Raw genomic sequence first — 6,618 nt, 5'->3', positions numbered from 1 at the left:
AGCATAACATGGGATCTTTCCGGGTGGCGCTACGCTTACCCGGCCTACAAAACCTTGTAGGCCCGTGCAAGCGCAGCGCCGCCGGGCGAAACAAACGGCGCTGTACTAGAACCACGCCTCCCACATCGCGCCGACGTTGAAGTCATCGAGCGTTTCGTCTTTGGTGTTGTTCACGCGCGCGGTGCGTGCGTTATCCACTTTGCCGCCGGTCACGTAGAAGCGCAGCATCGGACGGAACTCTGGCCCCATGGCGATAGACATGTTCTGCGACAGGGTCAGCTTCCAGCCCTTGTTGTCGCCGCCGTTGTCGTAGTCAACGTGCTGCCAGCCTGCTTCCAGCCAGGTGGAGTGAACGTCGTTCCACCAGTGCATCGGACGCACGATGGCGTTGTAGTTCTTACGGTTATCGGTCTTATCGCGGCTGTTGTCGTAGTCGTGGAAGGCGAGGATGTACTCCACCTGCGTGGCCTGGGTGAATTTGTACAGCCCTTCGAAACTGGCGTAGACCGTGGTCAGGTCTTCGGTTTTATTGAACACGCTGTTGTCCGAATTATCGGAGTAGCGGGCGATCACCTTGTTCACGCCGCTGTCGTTGGTGTGGCTCAGCACCACGCCGCCCTGCCACGCGTTCAGACGTTCGTCGCTCTCCACCGCTTTGGAGTCAAAGCCGTAGTTGGCGTAAAGCTCCATGTCGATCGGGCCGAGCTTCATGCCGTGGATTTTTGAGGTCGCGGCGTAGTTGCCTTTGTCGCCCGTGCCGGACCCGCCGGTACAGGTGATGCGCGACGGGTTGGCTTCATCTTCCATCACTTCCGGGCTACAGGATTCCACCGCCGCCACGGCGGCGACGTCAAACTGCACGCCGCCGATATCGAAGTTCTTCACCCCGGCGCCCTGGCCGTCGTGGTTCATCCAGAAGTAATCGTTGATGCCCTGCTGCGGACGCTGGTGGAAGTCACGACCGGCCCAGAAATAGGCGTTCGGGTTGGAGGCCATAATGTTGGTCACCCCTGCGTAGGCTTTTTTCAGGTTAACTTCGTCGCCCCAGTGGTCGATCATCACGTTGATATCCCAGATGGCGCCGTTTTCGCCTTTAAAGGCCTTGGAAAGCTGGAATTCCCCGCCGTTGCCTTCGTTGCCCAGACGACCAATGGCGGACGCGCCGTTGTATGAACCGTCCACCGCCACGTATTTCTGATCGGCGGCCTGGAAGTGCGCGCCGTATCGGGCGTAGCCGGTAAATTTAACCCCAAACGGAATCGCCATATCCGGAGATTGCGCTGCGCTTTGCGGCTCGGTCACCACGTCCGCTTTTTTCGCGACGGCAGCATCCATTTTGGCCTGACGTTCAGCCAGGGCTTTATCCACCGCTTTCGCCACAATGGCGTCGATTTGTTCCTGCGTGAATTCCTGTGCGAGCACGGAAATTGGGCAAAGCGCGGCGATAACCGCCATGGTTAATGGAAGTTTTTTAATCGTATTCATGGTTATCTCAATATAGTTTAATTTTATTCAGACAATAACCATCCCGCTCCGATCTGACAGAATATGTCGCTATCATCAGAACAAGTGGATTTCTAGTTTTAGGTACAGAGGTATTACATTAATTTATTTCGACATAGGCTATCTCTGATATAAATGAATAATTTCTTCGGACAATTCACGTGCTAATAAGGAATTCATTAAGTGATCCTGCGCGTGAACCATGATTAACGTCATCGGCTGACGGCCTTCGCCCGCATCCTGCTCGATCAGTTTGGTCTGCATCTTGTGCGCCTGGCGCGCGTAGCCATCGGCTTCGCGCAGCAGGCTTTTGGCCTCGTCAATGTTTCCCTGACGCGCGGCGTGCAGGGCTTCAAAGCACAGGCTGCGGGACTGCCCGGCATTGACGATAATTTCCATTACGGCTTCTTCTAATGCGATCATAATCATGACTCTTTTTCAAAACTATTATTTAACGCGGTGGCGGCAAACCACTCCCCGCTTTTCTTAATGGTGCGTTTCTGCGTCTCTAAATCGAGCTGGATAAATCCGTAGCGATTTTTATAGGCATTGCACCACGACCAGTTATCTATAAACGTCCACATATGGTAGCCAAGACAATTACACCCTTCGCTAATCCCTTTATGCAGCCAGGCTAAATGTTCGGAAATAAACTCGATGCGGTATTGATCGTTAATCTGACCATTTTCAATAAAGCGCTGCTCGTTTTCGACGCCCATCCCGTTTTCAGAAATAAAGCAGCGAGGGTTGCCGTAATTGTCGCGGAGGTTAATCAGAATATCGTAGATACCCGGCTCGTAGATTTCCCAGCCGCGGTAGGGGTTCATCTTGCGGCCCGGCATCTCGTAGCTATCAAAGAACCATTCCGGCATAAACGGCGCCTGCGGGTTCACCGCGCTGTCGCGGCACTTCACGCGACGCGGCTGATAGTAGTTAATGCCGAGCAGGTCGATTTTCCCTTCCGCAATCAGGAAACCGTCTTCCGGCTTGCAGGCGGGTAATTGATCGTAGGATTTTAGCAGCGCCACCAGATCCGCCGGGTATTCGCCGCGCAGGACCGGGTCAAGGAAGCTGCGGTTAAACATCAGATCCGCAACGTGCGCCGCCTTCACGTCTGCCGGGTTCTGCGAGCGCGGATACGACGGCGTCAGGTTCAACACGATGCCGATCTCCCCCGCGTAGTGCCCGGCGCGGTAGGCCTGAACCGCCTTCGCATGGGCCAGCACCGTGTGATACGCCACGGTGGCTGCCCGACGAAAATCCACTACGTTCGGGTAGTGGAAGTCGTACAGATAACCGCCTTCCACCGGCACGATCGGCTCGTTGAAGGTAAACCAGTGCAGCACGCGATCGCCGAACAGCTCGAAGCAAATCTGCGCATAACGGGCGTACGCGTCCACCACGTCGCGGTTTTCCCAGCCGCCTATTTCCTGCATCGCCATCGGCATGTCGAAATGGAACAGAGTGATAAACGGCGTGATACCCTGTTCGTTCAGCTCGTCAATGACCTGATTATAAAAATCGACCGCGTCCGGGTTCACTTCACCGATACCGTCGGGGATCAGGCGCGCCCAGCTAATCGAGGTGCGAAAGCTGTTGTGGTTCAGCTGTTTCAACAGCTGAATGTCCGTTTTCCAGTGCTGATAAAACGTGGAGGTCTGCTGTGGCCCCACGCCGTTGTGAAAACGGTTCGGCTCGCGGGCAAACCAGTAATCCCACGTGGTTTCCCCCTCTCTTGCCCCTTCCGTCTGGAGAGCGGAGCTTGCGCTGCCCCACCAGAAGTTATCGGGAAATGCGTATTTCATGACTCTTCCTCTTTGACTTAATTGCTGGCGGTCTCGGCGGCACCGACGGTTGCCTGGGCCTTCTGCTCTTCGTTTTTGATGAGCGTACGCTCATAGGCGCGCAGGAACGGCAGGTACATCAGCGCGGACATCACCATACAGACCAGGCACATCACCACCGGGCTCAACGCCCAGTTCGCCGCCCACGAGGCGCCGATCGGTGCAGGGGTAGTCCATGGGGTCAATGACACAACCTGTGCCAGCCAGCCGAGCTTGGTTGCCGCGTACGCCAGACAGGCGTTGACCAGCGGAACGAACACGAACGGGATAAACAGCATCGGGTTCATGATGATCGGCGCGCCGAACAGAATTGGCTCGTTGATGTTAAAGAAGCTTGGCACCACGCCCATTTTGCCGATGGTGCGCAGGTGGGTAACGCGGCTGCGCAGCAGCAGGAACGCCAGCGGCAGGGTGGAACCGACGCCGCCAATCAGCAGGTAGTGATCCCAGAAGCCCTGCAGGTAAACGTGCGGCAGCGCCGCGCCTGCTGCCAGTGCCGCCTGGTTTGCCGAGAGGTTGGCCATCCAGAACGGGTTCATGATGCCGGTGACAATCAGCGAACCGTGGATACCGGCGAACCAGAAGATCTGGCACAGCAGCACGGAGAGCAGAATGGCGGGCAGGGAGTCAGAGGCGGACACCAGCGGCTCCAGCAGGTGCATAATCGCCTGCGGGATAATCATCCCGGTCTGCGCTTCAATGAACAGGTTCAGCGGGTGCAGCGTACCGATCACCACCATCACCGGGATCAGGATCTCAAACGAGCGCGCCACGCCGGTCGGGACTTCCTTCGGCAGACGAATGGTCACGTTGTTCTGCTTCAGCCACGCGTAAACGCGGGTGGCGTAAATCGCGGTGATCAGCGCGGTGAAGATGCCCTGACCGGAGAGATACTGGGTCGAGATTTTGCCGTCGGCATACGGCGCGGCGACCAGCAGGAAGGCCATAAAGGCCAGCAGGCCGGACATCACCGGGTCGAGGTTAAACTGACGCCCCAGGCTCGCCCCAATCCCCACCGAGATGAAGAAGGTCATCACGCCCATGCTGAGGTTAAACGGCAGCATCAGCTGCTCGCGGTAGGTCTGGGAGAAATCCAGCCAGCCGCGGGCGAAGCTGTTGGTGGTATCCGCCGAGAACGGCGGGAAGATGAACACCAGCATAAACGAGCCGATGATCATGAACGGCAGCGCGGCGGTAAAGCCGTCGCGGATGGCAATCACATACTTTTGCTGGCCGAGCTTTGCGGCCAGCGGGGTAATTGACTGCTCAATCACCGCGACCATGGATTGATATAACGAACTCATGTGAACACCTTTTAGTGTGCCGCTTCGATGAGCGACAGAGCATAGTCCAGTACTTTATCGCCACGCTGCATGCCGTAGTCCATCATATCGATGGGCTGCACCGGAATGCCATGCGTCGCCGCCTTGTCTGAGAGTGTCTGTAACATGTATTTCACTTGCGGTCCGAGAAGGACAACCTGGTATTGCGGAAACTGCGTATCAAATTCGGAAACACCGTACGCATCAATCTTCACCGGCAAACCACGTTCTTTCGCGACATCGACCATTTTGCTGACCAACAGGCTGGTGGACATCCCGGCAGAGCAGCACAGCATAATCTTGAACATCGACAACCATCCTCTAAATGTAAAAAGTTATTGCGAGGATGATTGGACATGATACGGAAACCGGTTTCCATTTATAAAGAGCAGAACTGTGATAGCCATCAAGATCCAATACTTATGAGGCTAATTAACCGGATGTGTGTCACATAATTTGGCTGTTTTGACATCATTTTGAGTGGAAACGGAAAATCGGTTTCCATGGAAAACGGAAACGGATATACTCCGTTCTGGCTATAATGTGAGCCGAAGCGGTGATGGAATTTGCAGGCGCGAGGTAAGCCTGCCAGGGGAAAAAGATGTCGACAATCAATGATGTATCACGTCTTGCCGGGGTGTCTAAAGCCACGGTTTCGCGAGTGTTGAGTGGGTCGCGTGGCGTTAAGGAAGCCAGCCGTCAGGCCGTTCTGAAAGCTGTGGATGAGCTGAACTATCGTCCCAACGTGATTGCCCAGTCGCTGCTGAGCCAGTCGACGGGCTGCATTGGGGTCATTTGCGCGCAGGAGAATATTAACCAGACCACCGGTTATCTGTACGCGCTGGAAAAACAGCTCAGCCAGCATCAAAAACACCTGCTGCTGCGTTTCGCGCACAGCAAAGCGGAAGTGATGAACGCCCTTGAAGAACTTTCCTGCGGGCTTTGTGATGACATCCTGGTGATCGGCGCCCGTTTCCCGCTGGACGTCGACATGGACAACGTCATTCTGGTGGACTGCATGGATTCTGATAATTCCAACAGCATCCAGTTCGATCACGCTTTTGCCGCAGAAACTGCCTGTAACTATCTCACCAGCCAGGGGCGTCGCCAGATTGCGCTGATCCACCCCCACGGCAGCGGTTTTGCCGACCAGGTGCTGCTCGGCTACAAGCACGCGCTGGAGAAAAATTTCCTGCCCTTTAATCGCAACCTGGTCTTTATGGACGCGACGTCTTCGTCCGTTGCGCTGCAGGAGCTGCTTAATAACGCCAGCACGCTGAACTTCAACGCGCTGCTGGTGGCGGACGAGCAGGAAGCCCAGCGGGTGATCCCGCAGCTGCAGGCGTTTAATAAATCGGTGCCGGATGACATCATGGTCTTTAGCCTTGCCGGATCGCTGCACCTGCCGGGTATTCCGGTGATCCCGGCGATTGAATATTCAATGGATGCCATGGCGGCGCGTATCGTGAGCTGGCTGACGGAGAAAACGCAGATGCTGGGCTCGTATGTGCTGCGCGGAGATTTAATTATTCCGGATGTGCGTAAGCGTTAAACATATTTTCCAGGCCGGGTAAGCGCAGCGCCACCCGGCAAGCAGCATTCAATAATCTTCCATACAATCCACCTGACCAATCGCCCCCCAGTAGGCATCCAGGTTGTCGCGCTTCACGGCGGTAATGGCATTTTTGATTAGCAGCTGATTGGCCTCGGACGACAAAATCATCTCCTGCCAGGCTTTATCGCTCTGCTTTTTCTGTGGCGTACAGGTTTTCTTAATATCTTTAAGGACCTGCTGCTTTATTTGCGCCTCTTTCGCGGGATCTTCCTTTTCCTGAGCATGGACAAATGCGGCGAAGAGCAGACAAACCAGCAGGCAGACCAGGTGCGCAGCTTTCATCAACAACCCCCTTTTGACGTCACAGGCTTCCCATGAAATATATCGTTACATT

The 6,618-nt window shown here is 55.3% G+C and carries 7 protein-coding genes; 1 reads left to right on the top strand and 6 read right to left on the bottom strand.

Features of this window, described 5'->3' with window-relative positions:
* Positions 1-105 precede the first annotated feature (105 nt).
* From ACWYRJ_RS20235 to ACWYRJ_RS20215, 5 genes are all read right to left on the bottom strand, one after another.
* A complete protein-coding gene (locus ACWYRJ_RS20235; RefSeq protein WP_111964264.1) occupies positions 106-1,485 on the bottom strand; it encodes a carbohydrate porin in 1,380 nt (459 codons plus the stop codon).
* Between the two features lie 138 nt (positions 1,486-1,623).
* Positions 1,624-1,926 carry a PTS lactose/cellobiose transporter subunit IIA gene (locus ACWYRJ_RS20230; protein ID WP_029741865.1) on the bottom strand — a complete coding sequence of 101 codons (303 nt, stop codon included), beginning with the start codon at positions 1,924-1,926 and terminating at the stop codon, positions 1,624-1,626.
* Positions 1,927-1,928: 2 nt separating this feature from the next.
* Positions 1,929-3,308, bottom strand: coding sequence for a glycoside hydrolase family 1 protein (locus ACWYRJ_RS20225; protein WP_143344462.1), 1,380 nt, complete (start codon positions 3,306-3,308; stop codon positions 1,929-1,931).
* Positions 3,309-3,325: 17 nt separating this feature from the next.
* Positions 3,326-4,651: a PTS sugar transporter subunit IIC gene (locus ACWYRJ_RS20220; protein WP_023309840.1), complete on the bottom strand. Its 1,326-nt coding sequence runs from the start codon at positions 4,649-4,651 to the stop codon at positions 3,326-3,328.
* Between the two features lie 11 nt (positions 4,652-4,662).
* Positions 4,663-4,977: a PTS sugar transporter subunit IIB gene (locus tag ACWYRJ_RS20215; protein WP_032644367.1), complete on the bottom strand. Its 315-nt coding sequence runs from the start codon at positions 4,975-4,977 to the stop codon at positions 4,663-4,665.
* A gap of 293 nt (positions 4,978-5,270) precedes the next feature.
* Between ACWYRJ_RS20215 and ACWYRJ_RS20210 the strand changes: the two genes are divergently transcribed.
* A complete protein-coding gene (locus ACWYRJ_RS20210) occupies positions 5,271-6,221 on the top strand; it encodes a LacI family DNA-binding transcriptional regulator (RefSeq protein WP_111964266.1) in 951 nt (316 codons plus the stop codon).
* Positions 6,222-6,269: 48 nt separating this feature from the next.
* On the opposite strand, the gene ACWYRJ_RS20205 is transcribed toward ACWYRJ_RS20210, so the two are convergent.
* Positions 6,270-6,566, bottom strand: a complete 297-nt coding sequence (locus tag ACWYRJ_RS20205; protein WP_115876738.1) for a YicS family protein — start codon at positions 6,564-6,566, stop codon at positions 6,270-6,272.
* Positions 6,567-6,618 lie beyond the last annotated feature (52 nt).

It is taken from the genome of Enterobacter sp., from assembly GCF_977039595.1.
The sequence above is the reverse complement of the archived record's forward strand: the minus strand, read 5'-3'. Positions and strand labels throughout refer to the sequence as shown.

Excerpts from the sequence above, each read along its gene's own strand:
- ACWYRJ_RS20235 (WP_111964264.1), bottom strand. The coding sequence starts at position 1,485 with ATGAATACGATTAAAAAACTTCCATTAACCATGGCGGTTATCGCCGCG.
- ACWYRJ_RS20230 (WP_029741865.1), bottom strand. The coding sequence starts at position 1,926 with ATGATCGCATTAGAAGAAGCCGTAATGGAAATTATCGTCAATGCCGGG.
- ACWYRJ_RS20225 (WP_143344462.1), bottom strand. The coding sequence starts at position 3,308 with ATGAAATACGCATTTCCCGATAACTTCTGGTGGGGCAGCGCAAGCTCC.
- ACWYRJ_RS20220 (WP_023309840.1), bottom strand. The coding sequence starts at position 4,651 with ATGAGTTCGTTATATCAATCCATGGTCGCGGTGATTGAGCAGTCAATT.
- ACWYRJ_RS20215 (WP_032644367.1), bottom strand. The coding sequence starts at position 4,977 with ATGTTCAAGATTATGCTGTGCTGCTCTGCCGGGATGTCCACCAGCCTG.
- ACWYRJ_RS20210 (WP_111964266.1), top strand. The coding sequence starts at position 5,271 with ATGTCGACAATCAATGATGTATCACGTCTTGCCGGGGTGTCTAAAGCC.
- ACWYRJ_RS20205 (WP_115876738.1), bottom strand. The coding sequence starts at position 6,566 with ATGAAAGCTGCGCACCTGGTCTGCCTGCTGGTTTGTCTGCTCTTCGCC.